Raw genomic sequence first — 19,434 nt, forward strand, 5'->3', positions numbered from 1 at the left:
AGTTGAGTCCAAAAACTCAACTCCTTCGTGCTTCAAGCTAATTAAGCTTCTTCATACGCATAGACATCTGTCACATTACGCTCGACATAACGAGCTACGACAGGCGTCACATACATATCCATGCCCTTTTCATCCTTGAAAAGATCACAAGCTACAATCGCTTGCATCACCGCTTCAGCCGTTTCTTGGGCGATATTTAAAGCCGGTTGACTAATCGTAATTTTACGATTTTTACCTGCAGCATCTAAGAAAACTAATTCAAGAACCATACTATCTTTCATTTATATTCTCCTTTCTACTACTAAACAAAATTATATGCATAGATGGCTTGAGCGGTATCCGTAGGATTAATGGTTAATTGATCCATTTGATCTTTAATCACTTGCACCTGTTCGGGTGTAACATTTTCAATCAATCCCTGAATAGTGACCATAAAGCTTTTCTCCGTAGCCGGATTCATTCCCTTCAACGTTAAACGACCTGATTTGTACTCTTTGTTGTTCATGATAGTTCCTCCTATGTGTTTTTGTAAGCCGTACGCTCTTACACTTTATACACACAATCAGATCATAAAAAACGGCAATAAAAGAATAAAATTATTTCCTATGTCTTTTAATAAATTTCGTAATTTATGACCGATTCGCTCTTTATCGTAACGGAGGGTGCGTTCTGAGACCTGAGTAAGTTGGCAAATTTCATGATTCAACCAGCGACCAGACAGCAATAAATTAAATACCTTCCATTCACGACCGGTTAAGTACTGCTTAGCCGTTTCTTTGAGGAGAAAAACCGCTTCTTCTTGGCTAGTGTTAGGACCCGCTTCTAACAAATGATTAAAGGCGAAAGGATCTGTTGGTGTCACTGTATACTTAGATTTACGTAAACGATTCAGTAAAAACCAACGCAATCCCTTACCAGCATAGGCTACAAACTGGTAGCGGTCGTCTTGATTATTTAAAGGATCCCCTTCAAAGCGCTGATATAACTCCAACAATTCAATCCGCATTTCTTGTAAGTGGTCTTGGTAATCACAGTCATAACTTGCAATTTGATAATGATGAAGCCAATGATGAATTAAAGGATCAAATAGAATAACAACTTTTTCTAACTCCGCTTTACTTTTAACCATTTTCTTTCCTCCTTTTTAATAAACACAACAAAAAGACGGGCAGATGATTAAGGGAGTTTCCTCAATATCTCGCCCGTCTAGCGGTTCTTTTATGATTTCGTTTTATGATTCTTTTCTTGTCTGTGGGGAGCCTTCACTTCGTTAATAACTACTCTATTGCATGGCGTAAACGCAATTTCAGTGCGAATTCCTTTATTTACAATCACAACTAATTTCCGATTTGAATCAAGCTCGCAAACTTTTTTGCCTCTCGAATTTCTAATTTCGAGCATTCGTATCCTCCTAGTCAAATCTACTTTAATCGTTTATTAAGACTTCTTGTAAAGTTATCCAACAAGCATTATTCTATCTGATGATAGATTTCCTTCACTTACAACGAAAAATTAGCCATAGATACTTGCGACCTCAATAGGAATATATAACGATTTAAAATTTTAAAAAATCTTAAATAAAAATTTCTAAGTGACCGGCTCCTCCCTTCAGAGTATATTCTTAAATAATGTTGATCAACAATTTGAATTATACATATTTTTAAAGCCTTTGCAATACTCTTAAGTTTAAAAATTTTAATATTTGAAATTTTTATTTAAAATATTACCTCTATTTTCTCACTGTAGGCCGATATCATATTCTTATTAAAATAAAAACATATATTTAAGATTATATAATCAGAAGTCTGAAGAAAAGTTATCACCTTTGACAATCGGTTAAAAGTTGACAAAATTTTTAAAAATTATAAAAAGTTGATGGCTACAAAATAAAAGAGCCAATAGCTCGGATCGCTATCAGCTCTGAGAGTATGTAATCAAAATTTAGCGTTCACCTTTACTCGCAACCAATACCATCATTGTCTCGGTCTAAGTGTGGACCATATCCAGGTTGTCCGCGATAGACGGGAGCTGCTCCTGCTTGACGAGCAATGGTACAGTTAGCATAATACACATTTTGCTCTGGAGCCGGTTCTGGTTCTGGTTCTGGCTCTGTATAATTGTAAACAGGTTCTTCAGACACTACTGGCGCTGAAACTTCTTCTGCTTGATTATTGTATGAATTATTCGATTCTTGCGTTGGATTGGATTGGTTATTCTTGCTCGGTAATTCAAATAAAGCATTTGCTTTTTGAGTATTATTGGCTTGAGAAACAACGACTTGACCCGTTTGTGTATTTTTAATCACTTCAGGGAATTCGGCATTGGCTAGAAACTGATTGGAGTTATTCTCCCAAACATAATAACGATTTTTCGCAGCATAGTCTTGGGATTGAACAAGAACATCTAAGTATTCTTTAGCCGTTTCTGCTTCTTTTGTTTGGTCGAGTTGGATCACTGAGTACCCTTCCGTTAAGAGAATTTCTTGCACTAATATGCCATCTAACCATAAGTTCGCCACATAATCTTCTTTTTTAACCGATTCATCTTGGCGATCTTCTTTTTCAACTTCAAATAATTCTAATTCGACCTTGCCAGCAGCTTTCATCAAGTCTTCCAAGCGCTCTTTAGCTTCTTGGGCATATTCTTCATCTTTTTCTTCTTCTGGTGAGAGGATATGCAGTAAGTTAAAAGTCATAACCTTGTCCTTATCACTCTTTAAGCTGGCTTTCATGGTATTGGCCGAAAGAACCTTATATTTGTCCACTTCTTCAAATTTTGACTGATCTTCTCTTTCAGCAAAAACGACATAACCTAACTTCTCCTCATTGACTTCTGCACTCACCCACGTATTAAAGAAAAGGCCTGAAGTCAATAAGCCGACTGTACCTGCTAATAACCATTTTTTCATTGTATGCTCTCCCTTATAATTGATAGTTAATGTTAATAATTATAACATAGAAAAATAGCTATTTTCTATATCAAAAGCGAATAATTACGATAAGAAAAGCTTTAAGGTTTGATCAAAAATTAATATAGATAAAAACCGTCTTGAAGGCCTTTGGACCTAAAGACGGTTTATCCATCTATTGTAAATAATCAAGAGTTGCTAGGATAAAAGCTTTAAAGGCTAAGATGAGTTTGCTTTCATCAATGTCAAATTTCGAACTGTGGTGTCCATGGAAGTGACCATCGATAGAGCGAGGATTGGCCAGGAATAAAAAGCTAGCAGGAACTTCTTTTCCGTAATAAGCAAAGTCTTCTGCCCCCATTAAGGCATCTTTTGAAGCCATGATTAAACCACTTCCTAATCCTGCTTTAAGAGCTTGGACGGTCTCCTTCGTTGCGACTTCATCATTGATTAAGACAGGGTATTTATAATCATAAGAAAAGCTAATTTGAACGTCATAAGCCACTTCTAAGCCTTGAATGATCTTTTCCATTCGACCATGGATAAAGGACCGCATGGTGTCATTGAGTGTACGAACGGTGCCTTCGATAAAGACTTGGTCGGGGATAATGTTTTGATTAAAACCCCCTTCAATGTGCGTCACAGAAATCACAACCGGCTCACTGGCTTTGATATTTCGACTCTTGATGGTTTGAAAGGCTGTGATCAGTTCAGCAGCCACCGGAATGGGGTCTTTAGAGCTTTCAGGATAACCTGCATGGAAACCACTCCCCTTTATGGTGATCCGGAAACGATCCATCGAGGCCATCATGGGACCTACTCGGTATGAAATATGTCCGGGTGGTATTTCTTTATCTAAATGACCAATATGAAAACCCAGTACCCGAGTCACGTCGGGATCCTTTAGGACCCCTTCTTGAATCATCGGTTCGGCTCCACCAGGATATTCTTCTCCTGGTTGAAAGATCAATTTCACTTTTCCACGGAATAAGTGTGTATTTTGCGATAAGTACCAGGCGACGCCTAAAAGGTTGGCCGTGTGTCCGTCATGGCCACAAGCGTGCATGTTGCCGTTTTTCGAAGCAAAAGGCAAACCGGTTTCCTCTTGGATAGGCAATCCATCCATATCGGTTCGAAGGCCCATGACCCGGTCACAAGGACTTCCCTCTCTCGTCCCCTCAATAACGACAGCTAAGCCATTGCCGTTGACATAATGGTCTTGAACCGACAGACCCATCTCCACAAGTTGACTGCGGACATAGGCCACTGTTTGGGGGAGTTCGAGTCCTAGTTCGGGAAACTGGTGCAAGGTACGACGCCATTCAATGATCTTATTTTCATACTGGTCAATTTTTTCAAAAAGTTCTTCACTTGGCATTAAACCACCTACTTACTATTTACTTAAATAATTAATCAACGCTTTGGTTGTTTTGATCATTTCATGAGTATCAAGGTATTCTTCAGTCGTATGGACTTGTTCCATACCAACACCTACGATGGCGGAGTTGAAGCCTTCTTCGGCAAAGAAATTGGCATCTGACCCACCGCCAATGATTTGCGGTTCGGCTTTGACACCGACCGTTTCATAGGCTGCGACAATTTCTTTAACAAATTTTAGGTCATCTTGACTGGAAAGAGCTGGATAATCACAACGTGTTTCAATTGAATAGTCATCCGTATACTTCTTAATGATGGTTTCAAAGTCTTGCAGGAGATTTTGGACTTTATCTTGTGAATGTGAGCGGATCTCACCTGTGAAGATACATGAATCAGGTACTACATTATTTGGAAAATCAGACGTGATTTGTGAAACATTTGCGGTCGTTTCATCATCAATGCGCAGTAAAGGCATTTCAGCGATAATTCGGCTAGCTACTTGGATGGCATTGATGCCCTTTTCAGGTTCAATTCCTGCGTGAGCCTTGCGCCCTTTAATCTCAATTGAGAAGCGGTAGCAAGTAGGGGCTTGATAGGCGACTTTATTGGCTTTACCGGCATTGTCGGCCACAATCATATTCTTGGCGGGTTGAATGTGTTGATAGACATTTTGCCAGTTTATATTACGCGCACCTAACATCCCTTGTTCTTCACCGGGAGTTACAATCACATAAATATCTTCATGACTGATCTTATTTTCAACAATGTATTCTACAGCCGTAAGAATGGCTGCTAAACCGGCCTTATCATCGCCGCCGAGCGTGGTCGTCCCATCAGAAGACCAAATATTATCTTTCTTGACTATTTTTAAGTCCTTGTTCGGTTGAATCACATCGGTATGAGCATTTAAAGACACGCCCTCGCCTTCTATGTCTCCTTTAATTTTAGCAAAGATAACTGGCGAATTGCCACCATAGGTATGCTGGCTCTCATCGAGGAAGATTTCAGCTCCTAACCTTTCAAGAAAACTAATGACATAGTCCGCCATTTCTTTTTCTTCTTTTGAGGGTGAATGAATCAAGAGCATTTCTTCGAAGACTTCTAAGTTACGTTGGCTAATCATAATATACCTCCTATTATTTTAAAAGACCTTTTTCTAATTGTTTACGGGCGAATAAAATTGTTGTAAAGATCGATGTCAAAGTAATAACAAAAGATGGATTTCCTGGAATGAACTGAACAATGTAGATCATAACGGTCGAAATGAATAAGGCAAAAAGTCCAGTCTTATAAGATTTAACCATGAATTGACCAAAAATTGCTCCGTAGATACCTGGAATAATTAATTCAAAGAACTTGGCTAAGTCGGCAGGTAAGGTTGTAATGACCGTCTGTCCTAAAATCGTCGAAAAGATCACAAAGAAAACAGCGACATAGATTGAAACGGCTAAACCGATCGTTCCCATCAAAGCCCCTTCATCGGTTCCTTGCTTATATCCAGAGGCTTCTGATGAAATGGCTGCGGCTGGAATCTTCATATTGACACCATTACCAGATAGCATGGTCAAATAGAGGCCTGAAGTTCCTACAATTGGGAAGTAAGTTAAGGGTTCACTCAAATAAAAAGCACCTGAAACAGACATTTGGGAAATCGCACCGGCAATAATGGCTGCTATTCCTGGATTATACCCAAAGACAAAGGTCATGGTTAATGGGGGTAGTAAGACAGCAATCACACCTAACACCATCGTTAAACGACCAAAATTGGTAATACTCTTAGTAAATTTCTCATAGGCTCCCATTTAGATTCCTCCTTAAACAAAGAACATGCCAAACATGGCACCAGCGAACATAGCAATAGTTAATGACCAAGATTTTAGCCATTCGTATTTATCACTAAATTTCTGACAGATAATCATAATAACTAAAGCAGACAATGAAGCAACAGCATAGGAAGGGTTAATGGTAATCTTAACCACATTATTCATTACAAAGTAGGCAAAAGACCCTAACATGGCTCCGACACTCACAGCTGGTAGTAAAGCTTTGCGACCACCGGTCATAAAATCATTGATAATGTTCATTCGATGGCCAAAGAAGAAGGTCACAACCAACCAAGGAATAACCCCTAAGGCCGGCGTCCATAAGGCATTGGCATACACAGTTGGATCCATCATTGGAGAGAGTTCTCCCCCTGCTGCTTGCGCACCAAATGTAGCTGCCATGGTTTCGTAGTTGGTACCCCCAATAATTGACATACGTAAGGCCGATACTGGCGCCCCCAATGAAACAATTAACGATAAGATACTTCCAACAATCCCTAAAGCAGGTCCAATACTCGCCATTGCCGCGACTCTTAAACCTTTTTTAACGCGTTTTTGATCCATATTTAATTCTTTAGTCGCCTTCATTGCTTTTCTTAGTATATAGGTCCCTTGAACCAATACTAAAGCAATACCAATCCCACTGACGATGTACATCAAAGGATGATTGGCAAATTGTAGATGTTCTGACATACAGATTCCTCCCAATCTAATTTTTTAAATAGTCTGCAACTATGATAAACTTAGTGAGAACGGTTCTCTTTTAAAGACAGCGCTTACATCTTTGATTAAATTCTATCACTCTTCATTTTAAATTAAAAATACATGATAACAATACCGCCTATACTCATTTACTTATAATCAACCTACTAGGAGTCATGACCATGGACATTAATCATATTAAATACATTCTGGAAATTGCCAAAACTGGTTCCATCAGCCGGGCTTCGCAAAATCTATTTGTTTCTCAGCCCTATTTAAGTTCTATTTTAAAAAAGTTTGAAGAAACGATTGGTTTTACCATTTTTGAACGGACCAATAAAGGGGTTGAATTAACCAAAGAAGGACTGCAAATCATTCAAGATATTGAGAAGCTCAACGATTTGTATGAAGGGATTGCTAACAAGTACCAATCAACGCACAGTCATTTCCCTTCTCTTTCGATTTCAGCTCGAAGGTCTTCTTATATTGCTTTTGCAATCGCCAAAATGATCAATCGCCTGCAAGAAGAAAATGACAACTTATCTATCAAATTTTCTGAAACAACCAACTTACAAGTCATCGAGGATGTTAACAGTGGCAATGCAGACATTGGTATTATTCGTTTTTATACAGAGAATAAGAACCATTTTGAAAATCAATTAAAAGCGCGGTATATTGAGTGGAAGCAGCTTTCTTCTTTTCCTCGTGTCGTTCTGATTGCTCAACAGCACCCACTGGCGAAAAAAGAGCATTTAGAACTTAAAGACTTAGAACCTTATACAGAAATTATCCACGGTGATTTTGAATTGGATGATTATTCTGAGGCCTATTTATGGCAGAAAAAAATTAATTCCTCAAAGAAATTAATACAAGTTTATGAGCGTGGGTCACTGCTTGACTTTATCGCCACAATTGAAGGCAGCTACACTTGGACCACTGCTACTTACCCTACGATTCTGGATAAATACAACTTAATTGAAAAAAGCGTCTTACCGAGTCATTCAGAATGTTTAGATTATATTATCTATAAAGCGAAGCTTGAAAAATCAGTCATCCTGAGACTAGTTGAAGAGAAAATCTATGAAACGATTCAATTGTTTAATAGATAAATATGGCGAAAATAAAAACACCTAGAGTGAAATTCAACTCTAGGGGTTTAATCTATTAATCTTATTCCTCTTCCAACTTCTCCCGCATATACTGACGGATTTCATCACCAAATTCACGGTGGAGGGCAAAGTCAATGGTGGTCTTGATAAAGCCGATCTTCTCTCCTACATCATAGCGAATGCCTTTGAAGTCATAAGCATAGACCGGTTCGACCTGGTTTAACATTTGAATAGCATCGGTTAATTGAATTTCGCCGCCTGCTCCGACTTGCTTCTTGGCTAAAAAATCAAAGATTTTAGGCGTTAATACGTAACGTCCCATGATAGCTTGATTAGAAGGAGCCGTTCCTTGTTTGGGTTTCTCAACAAAGGTTTTTACCTTGTATAAGCGCCCTTCTTGTTCAAGTGGGTCGATAATCCCATAGCGGTGCGTCTGGTCGTGTGGAACAGTTTGGACGCCAATGACTGATGAACCGGTTAGATGGTATTCATCCATTAATTGTTTAATCGCTGGCTCGTCGCCTTCTTCAGCTACAACGATGTCATCACCTAGAAGAACCGCAAAAGGTTCATTGCCAATAAAGGTTCGCGCTGTATAAATAGCATCACCTAAACCTTTCATTTCCTTTTGGCGGATAAAATAAATATTGGCTAAGTTCGATGCTTTTTGGACGGACTCCAACATGGCTATTTTACCCTTATTCATGAGGTCTAATTCTAACTCAGTATTCTTGTCAAAATGGTCCTCAATCGCCCGTTTCGATTTACCAGTGATAATAATAATATCCTCTATTCCAGCCGCTACCGCTTCTTCCACGATATATTGAATGGTTGGTTTATCAATAATCGGTAACATCTCTTTCGGCATGGCCTTAGTGGCTGGTAAAAAACGTGTTCCATATCCTGCGGCAGGGATGATTGCTTTGCGAACTTTTTGTGTCATTCTTCTAAATGCTCCTCTCTTTGATCAAACGATTCCACGCTAAAAAGCATAGTAAATGATTTACTATGCTAAAAATTGCTAGTTTTCATTAAAAATATCGCGTGTAAAGACTTTTCCTAACGTATCTTTTAATTCATCTTCCATACGATTGGCTAAAATAAGGTCCGACTTTTGCTTGAAGTCCGTTAAGTCATGAATAACAGGACAATTCATGATGGTATCTTCTGATAAGGTTGGTTCATAAATAATGATTTCAACGCCTTCATCCATTAGAAGTTTAATAATATCCTGGATCGCCGATTGTCTAAAATTATCTGAGCCAGATTTCATGGTGAGACGGAAAACACCCACTGTTTTAGGATTTCTCTTCATCACACTGTTAGCAATATGTTGTTTACGGGTTTTGTTAGAATCAACAACGGCGGTCATCATATTCTGCGGAATATCACCGTAATTAGCTAATAATTGTTTAGTATCTTTGGGTAAACAATAACCCCCATAACCAAAGGAAGGGTTATTATAATGTGTTCCAATCCGTGGGTCTAGCCCAACCCCTTGAATAATTTGACCTGCATCCAAACCTCTCACTTCAGCATAAGTGTCTAATTCATTAAAGTAAGAAACACGAAGAGCTAAGTAAGTATTAGCGAATAGCTTAATGGCTTCGGCTTCGGTTGAATTGGTAAAGAGTACGGGTACATCCTCACTATGGGCACCTTCTACTAAAAGGTCCGCAAATTTTTTAGCCGCTTCATTATGATCACCCACGACAATACGGGAAGGGTATAAATTATCATATAAGGCCTTCCCTTCTCTTAAAAATTCAGGAGAAAAGATAATATTATCAACCCCATACTTTTCTTTAACAGCCTCAGTATAACCAACAGGAATGGTAGACTTAATGACAATCGTAGCTTGCGGATTAATCCGTAAAACATCTTCAATGACTGCTTCAACAGCCGTCGTATCAAAGGTATGGGTCTCATCATCATAGTTGGTCGGTGTAGCTATAATCACCATCTCAGCTTCTTTATGCGCTTCTTCTGCATTGGTAGTCGCTGTCAAATTAAGCTCTTGATGGGCAAAGAAATCTTCAATTTCTTTGTCCTCAATCGGTGCGATTCGTTTATTGATTAAATCGACCTTCTCTTGAATAATATCTAGAGCTGTAACCTCATGATGCTGAGCTAATAAGACGGCGATTGATAAACCAACATACCCTGTACCTGCGACTGTGATTTTCACTGAATCTTCCTCCTAATTTATAATCTCTATGAATTGATAATAGTTATCTTAAATTTTAAATTGTTTATTATTTAACTATTTAGACAGTAAAATACTTATTTACTTTACTTCATAATAATCTTTATACCATTCTACGAACTTAGTCAGTCCCTCTTCGATGCTTGTTGAAGGTTTAAAGTTAATATCTTTTTCAAGATCACTTACATCTGCGTATGTTCTGAGTACATCACCTGGTTGCATTTCCATATAATTTTTTTCTGCTTCAATACCCAGTGCTGATTCAAGTGCATTTATGAAACGCATAAGTTGAACCGGATTATTATTACCAATATTATAAATTTTATAAGGAGCAAAGCTTGTACTTAAATCATCCTTACTCTCATCCCATTCTTTATTAGCAGTAGGAACTTTATCAATCAACTTTACAATTCCTTCTACAATATCATCAATGTAAGTAAAATCTCTTTCCATTTTCCCATGATTGAATACTTTAATAGCTTTTCCAGCTAAAATATCTTTGGTAAAAGAGAAGTAAGCCATGTCAGGTCTACCATAAGGGCCATAAACTGTAAAGAAACGAAGTCCTGTCGTAGGAATACCATAAAGATGACTATAAGTGTGAGCCATCAATTCATTGGATTTTTTTGTTGCTGCATAGAGCGATACTGGATGGTCTACATTGTGGTTAGTAGAAAATGGTGCTACTTTATTACCACCATAGACAGAACTTGAAGAAGCATATAGTAAATGCTCTACTGGATAGTTTCTACACGCTTCTAGAATATTTACAAAACCAATCAAGTTTGAATCAACATAAGCATACGGATTCTCGATAGAGTAACGAACCCCTGCTTGTGCAGCTAAGTTGATGACATGAGTTGGTTTGTATGTTTTAAAAATCTCATCTACAGCGTCTTTATCTTTTAAATCCACTTTGTGAAATTTAAAGTTTTTATATTTATTCAAGATATCCAGTCTCGATTCCTTTAAAGATGGATCGTAATAATCATTTAAATTATCAATACCAATTATCTCATGAGACTCCTCTAATAATTCTTTTGAAAGGTGAAAGCCAATAAATCCCGCAGCACCAGTTATAAGTATTCTCATTCAAATTTCTCTCCTTAATGTTTAATAAATAAAAGGACAACCTTAAATAAACGGTTGCCTTCTTATCTATAGTTTGCGCGATGATGCAACCTCACCTATACTTGAATACATCCTGTCATAATAATTAATATAATCACCTGTAAGGATGTTTTCGATCCATTTATAATTTTCTACATACCATTGGATCGTCTCCCTAATTCCTAGATCAAATGTATAGATAGGTTTCCAGCCAAGTTCTGTTGTAATTTTAGTATTATCGATTGCATATCTTTTGTCGTGTCCGGGCCTATCTTTTACATATTTAATTAAATTTTCTGACTTACCAAGAGTATTAATAATCAATTTTACAATATCAATATTAGTCTTTTCATTATTTCCGCCTATATTATAGATTTCTCCATCTATACCATTATGAAGGACAGTATCTATTGCCAAACAGTGATCAGTTACATGAAGCCAGTCTCTCACCTGCATTCCATCACCATATATTGGAAGCTCCTTTTCATTTATACAGTTATTTATCATCAACGGAATTAGCTTCTCTGGAAACTGATAGGGTCCATAGTTATTGCTACATCTCGTTATATTAACTGGCATACCAAATGTTTTATGATAAGCTCGAACAATCAAATCTGCACTTGCCTTGGATGCTGAATAGGGACTATTGGGCATTAGCGGCATATTTTCAACAAACATGCCAGTTTTTCCTAGAGTGCCATATACTTCATCAGTTGAAACCTGAATAAATTTTACATTTGGTTTGTACTCATTACAATATTTATCTTTCGGATTTAATTTCCAATGTTTTTTTGCAGTATCTAAAAGCACTTGGGTTCCAATTACATTCGTTGTTAAAAAAATTCCCGGATTTTCAATACTTCTGTCAACATGAGACTCTGCAGCAAAATTTACAACAGTAGTTATTTCATTATCTCTAAATATTTCTTCAACTTTTTCTCGCTCTCGAATATCAACTTTAAAAAAATTATAATTAGCTTTATCACTAATATCACTCAAATTTTCTAAGTTTCCTGAATATGTAAGAGCGTCGATATTTATAATTTTATATTCTGGATATTTTTTTAACATTAATTTGACGAAGTTACTTCCAATAAATCCAGCGCCACCTGTTATTAAAATAGTTTTCACTACTCATATCTCCTAATCTTTTAATAAATTTTTAAAACTTTGAAAACTGTTAAGAAGTTCATTTCTTTTGATGAATAAATATAAAATATAGAAAAAACCATAGAACAATATAGACATCCATGAATTAATATACCATCCTGTAAGAATGAATATGAATGTCAAACTTATCTCAAGAATTATATCTTTTTTTACATTAATCTTTAAAGATCTTGATAAAAATATTTCTGCCAAAATAGAACGTATAATTATAAGAATCACAATATTTAGTATAGATAAATTTAAGTTATATAATATTTCGGTACAGATATATGTTGTAATTAAGCTGATAATCATTGATACTAAATTTATTTTTAAAATAATATTTTCTAGCCTTAATGTCTTCAAATATGTACTAATAAGTAAGGCCATTTTTCCTTCATAAATAAAAGTTGGGAATATTATAGCCATATATAGCAGGCTCTCTGAATATTGGGGGAGCCAAGCTACCATAGCAGTCTTTAATGGATAATATAATATTAAAATTCCTAAAAGGAATACCATTAAAATATCTCTGAAAGTGGTATAAATGTTTGATAATTTTTCTTTATTTGTTCTACGAAGCATTGGGAACATTATAATACCAATAGCATTAATAAATATCATCATCATATTAGAGATGCTTAAAGTTAGAGATATTTTTCCAAATGTAGATACATCCCAGGTTTGCTCAATTCCAAATCGAACAATTCCAATAATTAACATACTAGCTATGTTTGCAAATAATAATTTTATTCCAACACTTATATTTATAAATGTCTCTTTGAAACTAAAATAGAAGTTGTTAATTCTATTAAATACTATTTCTTTGCAAAAATACATGGAGTATAGTAAAGACATAAATTTTCCAATTAAATCAGCAATAATCAGTAATTTATAGTCTTTAATTCCAATTATAATAAACAGTATGACCAATATTATATAGATAACTCTATCAAACATTGTTACTTTAGCATATTCTTTTATTCTACTAGTTGCTTGTAATATATATATAAGCATTATTCTTGTGTTTACAATAATCATTGATAATGAAACCATCTTTAATATAAATTTACGATCTAAATCTGAAATTAAGAATGAACTAGTTAACCATATTATTATTCCGAAAAAAAACTGACTAATAAATAACATTATAAATTGGGAAAAAAACAATCTTTTATCTAATTCATTATAAACTTCTCCTCCATATCTCAGATATATTCCGTCATTCCATCCAAAGTGTAAGAAACCAACGTACGATGAATAAAAGATATATAATTGCCAAAATCCATAATCTTCTATACCAACTATTTTAGGAATAATTAAAACTACTATCGTTGAAATTAATAATGTAATGAAATTAGAAGAAAATGTATATGACATATTTTTAATGAATTTCAATGATTTTACGTTCAATGTTTTACCTCTTTAAATATTTGATCTTCTTTAAATTCACTAAGAAATCTTTTTAAACCATCTTCCCAATGAGGTAATCTCTTAATTCTAGCTTTATCTGTATTTTCTTTTGAAAGTCTTGAATTGAGCGGCCTTTTTGCCTTAGTTGCATAATCTTCAGTAGAAATTCCATTAACAACTATATCAAATCCATAATTTTTATAGATTGATTGAGCAAATTCATACCAGCTGCAGTTGCCTTCATTTACTCCATGATATGTACCATAGTTATTTGTTTGAACTAAGTCGACAATAAAATTAGCCAAATCTTTAGTATAAGTTGGCGAACCAATTTGATCATGAACTACATCAATTTCACTTTTTGTCTTAGCCATTCTTAGCATAGTAGTTACAAAATTATTCCCGTTAATACCATACAACCAAGAGGTTCTAACTATGAAATATTTCTCAAGCATTTCTTTAACAATTTTTTCACCTTGTTCTTTAGTATAACCATAATAATTTATAGGGTTTGTCTTTTCGTCTTCGGAATGAGGTTTCTCTCCAGATCCATCGAAAACATAATCTGTACTTATGTATACTACTTTAGCATTAATATTTCTAGCCGCTTCTGCCAAGAATCTAGTACCATCTACATTTACTGAATAACATAAATCTTTCTTATCTTCTGCATTATCAACCGATGTATATGCAGCACAATGAACAATTACATCTGGTTTCTCTTTCTTAATATACTCTTTAACTAAATTTCTTTCCGTGAGATCAAATTCTTCTAATGTTGGAGCAATAACATTAAAATTTCTTTCTTTTAATATTGATATGACGTCATGACCAAGTTGTCCGGTAGCACCTGTAACTAAAAATTTTATAGAGAAATTCGCATCACTATCTTTAAGTAATGGGGCTTTCAAATCTTTTTTCGAAAGTATTGGCTCTTTTATTCCCCAATTTATCGATATATCAGGATCATCAAATCGAATACTCCTATCATACTCAGGTGCATAATATTCATCCACTTTATATTGTACCTCGGCATGATCAGATAAAGTTAGAAAACCATGGGCAAATCCTTTAGGAACCAAAAGTTGCTTTTTATTTTCTTCAGACAATCTTACACCTATCCACTGTTTGTAAGTAGATGAACCTTTTCTTAAATCCACTGCTACATCCAATATTTCTCCTTTTGTACACCTAACCAGCTTTGTTTGAGCTTTAGGATTTACTTGAAAATGCAGTCCTCTTATTGTACCTTTATTTGCTGACATAGAATGATTATCTTGCACAAAATCAATATCTATTCCAAGTTTAAGAAATTCATTTTTTGAATATGTTTCTGCGAACCACCCACGATGGTCCCCAAAAATTTGAGGTTCTAATATAAGAACACCATCAATATCTGTTTTTATAATATTCATAATCTTTCCTCTCTTAATACATAATTTTCCCTTCGGCTACCTGCATCAAATGTTGTCCATATGGGGATTTCCCATACCTTTCAGCTGATTTTAAAAGACTATTTTTATCGATCCATTTATTATGATAAGCTATTTCTTCGAGAGCAGATATTTTAATACTTTGTCTCTCTTCTATTATCTTAACGAAATTACCTGCTTCAATAAGACTATCCATAGTACCTGCATCAATCCAAGCAAAGCCTCGACCGAGTAATTTTACTTTAAGCGAATCATCTTCTAAATACATTCTATTAAGGTCAGTTATCTCAAGTTCTCCTCTCGAAGAAGGTTTAACTTTTTTAGCAAATTCAACCACTCTATTATCATAAAAATAAAGTCCAGTGATGCAGTAATTTGACTTCGGTTTATCCGGTTTTTCTTCTACTGATATAACTTTTCCATTTTCATCAAATTCTACAATACCAAATCTCTCCGGATCATTGACGTAATATCCAAATATTGTGGCATTACCAAGATCAGCATCTTGAGCTGCCTGTTGGAGAATTGGGGTGATTCCGTTGCCATAATAAATATTATCACCAAGGATCATTGCTACATTTTCTTCACCAATAAATTTTTCTCCAATAATAAACGCCTGGGCTAATCCATCGGGAGATCTTTGTTCAGCATAGCTTAATTTAATCCCATATTCACTCCCATCACCGAGAAGTTTTTTAAAATTTGGTAAGTCATATGGGGTAGATATTATAAGAATATCTTTAATTCCCGCTAACATAAGTACAGAAAGCGGGTAGTAAATCATTGGTTTATCATATATAGGTAACAATTGTTTTGATGTTGCTAAAGTTAAGGGATATAACCGTGTACCAGATCCCCCTGCTAGAATTATACCTTTCATTTTAGATCCTCCTATATTAATTTTTTATAATTTATTTATGAAAATAATATTTGATGAACTTTAAAAAAAGAAAAAGTTTTAAAAATTTTTATTATGTGTCGTATATTTCCGATTTAAAAATATTACTTTTAATTTATTTGTTTCTAATTATATTGATAAAAATATATTATCTTCAAAGAATGGTTTAAAAACAGCTTCAGGATTTGTAAGATAGAATAAACTAAAATAAAACCAAATAAAAAGTCCTATTAAGCTAATTAAAACGTATCCTAATTTATTAGCTGACGGTCTTCCTTCAACAATATAATCACCTTGAGTCATATAATTAATGATCAATAAGTTTCTAGATATACGAGAAAAAGTCGTTTGTAACATATATAAAGGGAAGAAAATCATAGTTATCAAATTTGCCTTGTAAATATTGACATGGTTACTTTTATCTTTGCTTTTTTTAAATGCAAGATATGAAAGCAATGTATTAATAAGATGAAATAGCATTGGAAAAGCAAATCCAAATCTTGTATGTTGACTTAGATAGATAGTAGCACGAGAATCTCCCAATATGTTTAAAAGAATATTAAGTCCAGGAATAGAATTATTATTAATGAATATAAACACACAAAATACAAGAACTAAGAAAATAATTCGATGTATTGTTTTTAAACTAAAAGTTTTATCAATTAATACTAGGACTAAATAAATATAAAAAAGGCTATGAATCGTTCCAGCGATAATCGTAATTACTATAAATTTTGTTCTTTTGTATTTTTGATCTGAATATAAGTAATAGATGAGTCCATATGTTAATACGCAAAAACCAATGAAATTACGAAATTGTTCAGCAGAAACTATTATTAAATAACTAGAAAAAAAAGATAATACAAAATGAGGATTTTTAGAAAATTTAAAAATTGGAATGAAAATCATAAGTAAAGCGATACCAATTATTAAATTTCGCCAACTATAAAAGTCTAATGAGAAGATCGAACCAGCCTTCATGAGAAGAACATAACCAGGTTCATAAATAGAAGTATCATACGTAATTAAATTCATATATTCATGTTCGTTATTTACCAGATCTGATGAAAGACCACTGAAATTACGATAACCTGCTATTAAAAGAAAGCAACCTATATATGACAAAATCATTAAAAATATACTTCTTCGGGCTCGAAAGAAATTATTTGGAAGAAAAAATCTTTTTATACCGAATAAGAGATTTAATATAAATAATAAAGCATAAACAACATAAGTCATTATTAACCTCCATTTATAGAGTTGGAAATTTTTGCAAGAAATGTTTCGGGAGAATTTTCACCTTTATAATTATAATTAACAATCTGATCATCAATTATTTTTTTAAAATTTAAATCTAAAAAGTCATTTGTATACTTAATATGATCTTCATCAAAAAACTTTGAAGATAGAACGTTTTTATTATTTGTTACTATTTTTTTATTATACATTATAGCATCCCAAAATCTTAACGTACCTCCATTTGTTTCTGAATCAATAATTTCAACAATACATTTGCAGTTCGTTACATACCCTAAATAATCTTTATATTCCATAGGTTTTTTCGTTAAAATAAAATTTTTGTCTTCATTTTCTAATTCTAAATTCTCCTGAGTTACTACATAAAAAAGATAATTTAATTCTTCTTTTTTTACTTGTTCGTAACATCTCATTATCAAATGCATTCTTCTTCTTGATGCTCCGATAAATATTATATCTTTTTTCTCTTTTGTGGGAATATCATCTTTATTTGTAATTTTGGAGTAGCACATTGGTAAGTATGACATATTATATTCAAGAACATCATCAGGATTATACGAACCAATATAATCCATAGTTTCTTGTAAATAAGAAATATCCAAATTTTTAATTACCCTTTTCTTTGAAATCACTGTGTCTCCAAAATAAAAAGCTAATTTACATGTCGGATGTTTTTTTCGTAAATATCTAAAAAATTTTGGGTAATACCAACTTGTTAGAAAAAGATAAATTGTAGGATTATTATTAGAAAAATTATGATCTAACTTTGAAAACCATATCTCCTTAAATGGTAAATTAATAATATTATTAACTCTAAAAGAAAAATAAAATTTGAAAATATTTTGTGAGATACTATTCTTAAATATTTTATTTTTACTAATTATAAATACGTTTTCTAAAGAACTAACTTCTTTAAATAACATATCTTCTAGATCATTGAACCCATCTGTATAGATAACAAAATTGTACATATTCTACTCCTATTCTTAACCTTAAAATACATAACATTATAATTTAAATAAAAATAGATTTAAATTATTTATCTAAGAACTTAAGTTTAGTTTTTATTGAGTTTCAGATAATAGCAATAATTTCATTAAAATATTTGGACATAGTTTTACTATCTAAAGTATCATTAGGCATTCCGCCTGCTTCATTCACATATTTTCCTTTTACTGGAATTTGTTTATTTAATTCTTTTCCACTTCTAAACCACTCATACTCAACATCTAAATGTCCTATATCAATTGCCTGAAATCCTAGCAATGCCAAATCATAAGCTAATACTGTTGCAGTGGGTCCCAATGCAATTAAAAATAATGTATTTTTAGGAAACTTTCTGGCTGCTTTTAAAATATTTTCATACTCACTAAAAGCGTTTTCTGCAGGAGCTATAATTCTTTGAACACTCGAAGCCTTTTCCAGTAAATCATTCCCTACTCCGAATAATGTTGCACTTCCCTCAATAATTATAACTTCTCTAGATTCCCAAATTTTTTTCCATTTCGAAAACATTTTTTCGTGATTAACATTCTTTCGTCCAAAATATACCCGTGTAATTAAGGAATCAGCATACTTAGTATTCTCTCTTGATGTTAGTTCCATCCATTTTTTTGCATATTTCGAAAGATGAACGTTTCTCGCATTTTGTCGGACTTTTGAATAACCCTTCATTTCATCAAAAAAATTTGGAATACCTATTAGAACATCTTTATGCGAAGAAGTAATGATTTCTTTAAGTCTCTTACTTAAAAGTTCTGAATTTTCTTGACCAAAATAACCTTTAGAGTTTTGGCAAATCCAAGTAATTTCTCCATCACCAAATCTACAAAGTGATTTATTAAGCTCTCCTAAAGCCATGAAGACATCATCATCAGAATAGAATTTATTTTTTTTCAATTCTCTAAAAATTTTATTATTCTTTAAAAGAAAATATCTTAAGAGGTAAAATTTTGAAACGGGAACTGCATATCCATAGTGATATATTTTAATAATAATCTTACCGATTTTAGATTTTTGAAGTTTTGTCTTAATGTTAATGACTGACAT

At 33.8% G+C, this 19,434-nt stretch carries 20 protein-coding genes; 1 reads left to right on the forward strand and 19 read right to left on the reverse strand.

The features are described 5' to 3' along the window. Nucleotides 1-41: 41 nt before the first annotated feature. The 9 genes from HF969_RS01200 to HF969_RS01240 form a co-directional block, all read right to left on the reverse strand. Nucleotides 42-281: a DUF2922 domain-containing protein gene (locus HF969_RS01200; RefSeq protein ID WP_090288944.1), complete on the reverse strand. Its 240-nt coding sequence runs from the start codon at nucleotides 279-281 to the stop codon at nucleotides 42-44. A 20-nt stretch (nucleotides 282-301) separates the two neighbouring features. Further along, complete coding sequence (locus tag HF969_RS01205; RefSeq protein WP_090288945.1) at nucleotides 302-505, reverse strand: hypothetical protein; 204 nt, start codon at nucleotides 503-505, stop codon at nucleotides 302-304. 57 nt (nucleotides 506-562) lie between these two features. After that, the gene (locus HF969_RS01210) at nucleotides 563-1,129 is read right to left on the reverse strand and encodes a sigma-70 RNA polymerase sigma factor region 4 domain-containing protein (RefSeq protein ID WP_090288946.1); all 567 of its coding nucleotides are present in this window, start codon (nucleotides 1,127-1,129) and stop codon (nucleotides 563-565) included. A gap of 89 nt (nucleotides 1,130-1,218) precedes the next feature. Further along, complete coding sequence (locus HF969_RS01215; protein ID WP_090288947.1) at nucleotides 1,219-1,401, reverse strand: hypothetical protein; 183 nt, start codon at nucleotides 1,399-1,401, stop codon at nucleotides 1,219-1,221. A gap of 553 nt (nucleotides 1,402-1,954) precedes the next feature. Beyond that, nucleotides 1,955-2,908, reverse strand: a complete 954-nt coding sequence (locus HF969_RS09720; RefSeq protein WP_210727851.1) for an excalibur calcium-binding domain-containing protein — start codon at nucleotides 2,906-2,908, stop codon at nucleotides 1,955-1,957. Between the two features lie 175 nt (nucleotides 2,909-3,083). Continuing rightward, nucleotides 3,084-4,286, reverse strand: a complete 1,203-nt coding sequence (locus HF969_RS01225) for a M20 metallopeptidase family protein (RefSeq protein WP_090288948.1) — start codon at nucleotides 4,284-4,286, stop codon at nucleotides 3,084-3,086. Nucleotides 4,287-4,301: 15 nt separating this feature from the next. Beyond that, nucleotides 4,302-5,408 carry a M20/M25/M40 family metallo-hydrolase gene (locus HF969_RS01230; protein WP_090288949.1) on the reverse strand — a complete coding sequence of 369 codons (1,107 nt, stop codon included), beginning with the start codon at nucleotides 5,406-5,408 and terminating at the stop codon, nucleotides 4,302-4,304. A gap of 13 nt (nucleotides 5,409-5,421) precedes the next feature. Continuing rightward, nucleotides 5,422-6,087: a hypothetical protein gene (locus tag HF969_RS01235; protein ID WP_090288950.1), complete on the reverse strand. Its 666-nt coding sequence runs from the start codon at nucleotides 6,085-6,087 to the stop codon at nucleotides 5,422-5,424. Between the two features lie 12 nt (nucleotides 6,088-6,099). Beyond that, nucleotides 6,100-6,801 (reverse strand): DUF5058 family protein, encoded by a 702-nt coding sequence (locus tag HF969_RS01240; RefSeq protein WP_090288951.1) that lies wholly within the window; start codon nucleotides 6,799-6,801, stop codon nucleotides 6,100-6,102. A gap of 191 nt (nucleotides 6,802-6,992) precedes the next feature. Between HF969_RS01240 and HF969_RS01245 the strand changes: the two genes are divergently transcribed. Then, nucleotides 6,993-7,919: a LysR family transcriptional regulator gene (locus HF969_RS01245; protein WP_168427126.1), complete on the forward strand. Its 927-nt coding sequence runs from the start codon at nucleotides 6,993-6,995 to the stop codon at nucleotides 7,917-7,919. A gap of 61 nt (nucleotides 7,920-7,980) precedes the next feature. On the opposite strand, the gene galU is transcribed toward HF969_RS01245, so the two are convergent. From galU to HF969_RS01295, 10 genes are all read right to left on the reverse strand, one after another. After that, nucleotides 7,981-8,862 carry a UTP--glucose-1-phosphate uridylyltransferase GalU gene (gene galU, locus HF969_RS01250; protein WP_090288953.1) on the reverse strand — a complete coding sequence of 294 codons (882 nt, stop codon included), beginning with the start codon at nucleotides 8,860-8,862 and terminating at the stop codon, nucleotides 7,981-7,983. Between the two features lie 78 nt (nucleotides 8,863-8,940). Further along, complete coding sequence (locus HF969_RS01255) at nucleotides 8,941-10,107, reverse strand: nucleotide sugar dehydrogenase (RefSeq protein ID WP_090288954.1); 1,167 nt, start codon at nucleotides 10,105-10,107, stop codon at nucleotides 8,941-8,943. 99 nt (nucleotides 10,108-10,206) lie between these two features. Then, nucleotides 10,207-11,217, reverse strand: a complete 1,011-nt coding sequence (locus tag HF969_RS01260) for an NAD-dependent epimerase (protein ID WP_090288955.1) — start codon at nucleotides 11,215-11,217, stop codon at nucleotides 10,207-10,209. A gap of 66 nt (nucleotides 11,218-11,283) precedes the next feature. Continuing rightward, nucleotides 11,284-12,366 carry a dTDP-glucose 4,6-dehydratase gene (gene rfbB / locus HF969_RS01265; protein ID WP_090288956.1) on the reverse strand — a complete coding sequence of 361 codons (1,083 nt, stop codon included), beginning with the start codon at nucleotides 12,364-12,366 and terminating at the stop codon, nucleotides 11,284-11,286. Between the two features lie 12 nt (nucleotides 12,367-12,378). Next, nucleotides 12,379-13,797, reverse strand: a complete 1,419-nt coding sequence (locus tag HF969_RS01270) for an MATE family efflux transporter (RefSeq protein WP_090288957.1) — start codon at nucleotides 13,795-13,797, stop codon at nucleotides 12,379-12,381. Next, the gene (gene rfbD / locus HF969_RS09800; protein WP_090288958.1) at nucleotides 13,794-15,212 is read right to left on the reverse strand and encodes a dTDP-4-dehydrorhamnose reductase; all 1,419 of its coding nucleotides are present in this window, start codon (nucleotides 15,210-15,212) and stop codon (nucleotides 13,794-13,796) included. The genes HF969_RS01270 and rfbD overlap by 4 nt, the downstream gene beginning before the upstream one ends. A gap of 13 nt (nucleotides 15,213-15,225) precedes the next feature. Beyond that, entirely contained in the window at nucleotides 15,226-16,110 is an 885-nt protein-coding gene (gene rfbA / locus HF969_RS01280; protein WP_090288959.1) for a glucose-1-phosphate thymidylyltransferase RfbA, read from the reverse strand. 147 nt (nucleotides 16,111-16,257) lie between these two features. Beyond that, nucleotides 16,258-17,367 carry an EpsG family protein gene (locus HF969_RS01285; RefSeq protein WP_090288960.1) on the reverse strand — a complete coding sequence of 370 codons (1,110 nt, stop codon included), beginning with the start codon at nucleotides 17,365-17,367 and terminating at the stop codon, nucleotides 16,258-16,260. A gap of 2 nt (nucleotides 17,368-17,369) precedes the next feature. Next, nucleotides 17,370-18,356, reverse strand: a complete 987-nt coding sequence (locus HF969_RS01290; protein WP_090288961.1) for a WaaS/CpsH family glycosyltransferase — start codon at nucleotides 18,354-18,356, stop codon at nucleotides 17,370-17,372. A 103-nt stretch (nucleotides 18,357-18,459) separates the two neighbouring features. Then, nucleotides 18,460-19,434, reverse strand: a complete 975-nt coding sequence (locus tag HF969_RS01295; RefSeq protein WP_090288962.1) for a GT-D fold domain-containing glycosyltransferase — start codon at nucleotides 19,432-19,434, stop codon at nucleotides 18,460-18,462.

It is taken from the genome of Facklamia miroungae, from assembly GCF_012396555.1.
In the GTDB taxonomy this organism is placed as follows: Bacteria; Bacillota; Bacilli; order Lactobacillales; family Aerococcaceae; genus Facklamia; species Facklamia miroungae.